This window comes from uncultured Negativicoccus sp., assembly GCF_902480485.1.
Lineage (GTDB): Bacteria > Bacillota > Negativicutes > Veillonellales > Negativicoccaceae > Negativicoccus > Negativicoccus succinicivorans.
Genome location: NZ_CABSTC010000080.1, coordinates 1 through 3942, shown reverse-complemented (window position 1 = coordinate 3942; position 3942 = coordinate 1). Strand labels below are relative to the sequence as shown.

Genomic DNA, 3942 nt, shown 5'->3' with positions numbered 1-3942 from the left:
TGCCGGCCGCCAATTATGCGGCATTGAAAGAAAAGCCGGATCATTTACAATTAGTTCCGTTAAAGCATTTACGAGAATTACGGCAGAAAATTTTAAAACAATCCTGATTTGTAGTCATAATATTGCTGTGCTATGATATTATTTATGCGAAAGGTGGTGAAACTATGATCGAAAAGCTACTGCGCTTTTTGTTTATTGGACTTTTTATTATTCTTGGCGTAGTATTTGCCAATCAACTTCACCCGTATTTAGCGGATTCGGCATTCTTCGGGATGGCATTTTGGCAGTGGGGCGTTTTCGGCGTCACATTGCTTTGGCTGTGCACCATCCTTTTGGGGGCTTTTCTGGGATACGTTGTCGGTAGTGTAGCCGCTCCGTATTTGTTCCGAAAATTACGCGCGTTTACCGCTTGGGGAGAACGTACAATTACCGGGATTTCCTCACTTGACTTGATTCTGGGGATTGTCGGACTTTTTATCGGTCTTATTATTGCCAATTTACTTGGTCTGGCATTTAATAATTTACCCTTGATCGGACCGTATATTCCGATTGTGCTGAGCATTGTTTTAGGATACACGGGGATTTATTTGGCGATCGGACAAAAAAATCAGCTTAGCACCATTATTGCTAATTGGCGTCAGGGACGGGAAAAAGAACCGAAGGAAACAAAATTAGGTCCTTACGGCAAGATTTTGGACACCAGCGTTATTATTGATGGGCGTGTTGCTGATATCGCAAAGACAGGATTTTTGGAAGGACCTCTGATTGTACCGGTTTTCGTCTTGGAAGAATTGCAATATATTGCCGATTCATCGGATGTCTTAAAACGCAATCGCGGTCGCCGCGGGCTTGATATTCTCAATGAGATGCAAAAACGTAAAATTATTGATGTCAAAATTGTGACGGAAGACTTTGATGAACAATCGGAAGTGGACGCAAAATTAGTGCAACTTGGTCTGGCACATCGGGCTACCGTGATAACAAACGATTATAATTTGAATAAAGTGGCGGAATTACAGGGCGTTCACGTTTTAAATATTAATGACTTGGCGAATGCGGTCAAACCGGTTGTCATTCCCGGAGAGCAACTTCTCGTGCAAATTGTTAAGCAGGGCAAAGAGGAGGGACAAGGAGTGGCGTATTTGGATGACGGCACGATGATTGTTATCGAAAACGGCAAGTCGCAAATCGGTAATAATGTTTTTGTGGTAGTTACCTCAGTATTGCAAACTTCGGCGGGGAAAATGATCTTTGCTCGGTATGAAACGCAACAGGGAGGATCATGACAAGTATTATCGTAGTGGCCGCGGGGAGCGGCCGACGCGTTGGTGCCGATGGTAACAAACTGCTGTTACCGGTTGGTGGCCGCCCTCTTTTGGCGTATACGTTATTGGCTGTCAGCAAAGCTCAATGTTGTGACGAAATCGTTATTGCCGTGCACGCGGGCGAAGAAGACATTATCCAAAACATAGTGAATGATTTATTGCTGACGGTTCCCGTAACTCTGGTTACCGGTCGTAAGACACGGCAGGAGTCGGTGCAGGCGGCGCTGGAAGCCGTCGATCCGGCGGCAGAATTTATTTTAATTCATGACGGTGCACGTCCCTATGTTGCGCCGGACGATATTGATGTGGTGGCGGCGGCTCTTTGCAGTGCCAACGGAGCACTATTGGTGAAATCCGTGCAAGACACCGTTAAGTACAAGAATTCGCAAACACGTCGCATTACGACGATCCCGCGAGACGATATTTATTTGGCACTTACGCCGCAAGGATTTCGGCGTGAGACGCTTTATCAGATGTATCGGCAAGAACAATCAGTCCTTCAAAAAGCGACCGATGACGCAAGTTTATTGGAACTAATGGGAGAAGATCCTGTGTTGGTGGTAGCACAATCACCAAATAAAAAAATTACGACGTGGAAAGATTATCTTGCATTCCAAGAGTTCGTTGCGCAATCGGGGATCGTTCGCACCGGCAGCGGATATGATATTCATCGCACTAAACCGGGGGATGCAGTAACACTTTGCGGTGTGACAATTCCGGCGCCGTTTGCGTTGGAAGGTCATTCGGATGCCGACTGTGCCTTGCATGCATTGACGGATGCGTTGTTAGCGGCGGCAGGTAAGCCGGATATAGGGACGTATTTTCCCGATACCGATGAACAATATCGTGGAGTCCGGAGTGGTATACTGTTGCGGAGAGTTGTGCAGGAACTGCTTGCGGACGGATTTCTCCTACAAAATGCAACGATTACTATCATTGCGCAAGCGCCCAAATTACAGAAATATATTTCTGATTGTATCGCAACACTTGCTCAATTATTATGCTTACCTGATGCACGCATTGCCGTGCACGCGACGACCCATGAGAAATTGGGGCCGATCGGCGAAAAGAGAGGAATTGCGGCAATGGCCAGTGCCACTATTATAGAAAGGATGAACAATAAATGACAGAACCAGTACGTGTGCGTTTTGCGCCCAGCCCGACCGGTCCGTTCCATATCGGCGGAGCGCGCTCGGCATTATTTAATTGGTTATTGGCAAAAAACACCAATGGAAGCCTTATTTTGCGCATCGAGGATACGGATTTGGAACGCTCGACACGGGAGTCGGAAGAAAACATCAAAGCCGCGTTGCGTTGGTTGGGAATTACCTGGGATGAAGGTATTGATGTCGGCGGTCCGGAAGAACCGTACCGTCAAAGTGAACGTTTGGATATTTATCGCCGGTATACAGAACAGCTATTAAAAGAGGGGAAGGCATATCGTTGCTACTGTACTGCCGAGGAATTGGAAGCATCTCGACAAAAGCAACTGGAGGAAGGTAAAACGCCGGTTTATGACGGTCATTGTGCACACTTAACACCGGAACAGGAGGAAGAGTATAAAAAAGAAGGGCGGGTACCGACCATTCGTTTGCGCTGCCCGCAAAATGAAACACTTTCCTTTGAGGATTTGGTGCGTGGACACGTCAGCTTCGAATCCAACGGTGTCGGTGACTTTATCATTGTTAAATCGGACGGTATGCCGGTCTACAACTATAGTGTTGTGATCGATGATGCGCGTATGCAGATCACGCATGTTATTCGCGCCGAAGAACACTTATCCAACACGCCGCGCCAGCTGGTGATTTATAGTGCGCTTGGCTTTAAAGAGCCGAAATTTGGTCATATTTCTTTGATTCTTGGTAAAGATCACAAGAAAATGAGTAAGCGCCACGGTGCGACGGCGGTAGAACAGTACAAAAACATGGGCTACCTGCCGGAAGCGATCATCAACTTCTTAGCCTTATTAGGCTGGTCCAGTCCGGAGGAAAAAGAAATTTATTCGGTGGAAGAATTGATTCAACAATTTTCTATGGATCACGTTTCGAAAAATCCGGCGGTATTTGATATCGATAAGCTGAACTGGATCAACTTCCATTATATGCAAAACCTGTCTACGGATGAATTGGTAGACATACTGTTGCCGCAGTTGCAAAAAGCAGGATTTGTGCCGGCGAATGTCAGTGTCAAAGATCGTGCTAAAGTTGCCGAAATCGGTGAACTTTATCGCAAACATTTATCTTACGGTGAACAAATCATCGAACTTGCGCGTCCTTTGTATGAAGCGGCGCCGGAACTGACAGAAGAAATGCAGGGGGTACTCTCGCAGGATACCAGCAAGACCGTTTTGGAAGCGTATCGCGCGAAGTTGGAAAATGCGCCGGAAGATACGGCTGAATACTACAAAGCTGCTATTAAAGAAGTACAAAAAGAAACCGGCATTAAAGGTAAGGACCTTTACATGCCGTTGCGAATCGCTTTGATCGGTGCAATGCATGGTCCGGACATTGGCGGACTCGTGCATAGTATGGGTAAAACGGAAGCGATATCTCGACTTTCGCAAAAACAATAAGAATAGCAAGAAGGATAGAAAGAGAACACGGTGAATACCACCGTG

The 3942-nt window shown here is 46.3% G+C and carries 3 protein-coding genes; all 3 read left to right on the top strand.

Annotation, left to right across the window (positions count from 1 at the left end; translation table 11 throughout):
- Window positions 1–164: 164 nt before the first annotated feature.
- Genes RDN69_RS05930 through gltX form a run of 3 tightly spaced genes read left to right on the top strand, consistent with a single transcriptional unit; the run spans window position 165 to window position 3897 of the window.
- Window positions 165–1286 (top strand): PIN/TRAM domain-containing protein, encoded by a 1122-nt coding sequence (locus tag RDN69_RS05930; RefSeq protein WP_273259739.1) that lies wholly within the window; start codon window positions 165–167, stop codon window positions 1284–1286.
- The gene (gene ispD / locus RDN69_RS05925; protein ID WP_288218372.1) at window positions 1283–2452 is read left to right on the top strand and encodes a 2-C-methyl-D-erythritol 4-phosphate cytidylyltransferase; all 1170 of its coding nucleotides are present in this window, start codon (window positions 1283–1285) and stop codon (window positions 2450–2452) included. The genes RDN69_RS05930 and ispD overlap by 4 nt, the downstream gene beginning before the upstream one ends.
- Window positions 2449–3897 (top strand): glutamate--tRNA ligase, encoded by a 1449-nt coding sequence (gene gltX, locus RDN69_RS05920; protein WP_288218371.1) that lies wholly within the window; start codon window positions 2449–2451, stop codon window positions 3895–3897. The genes ispD and gltX overlap by 4 nt, the downstream gene beginning before the upstream one ends.
- Window positions 3898–3942 lie beyond the last annotated feature (45 nt).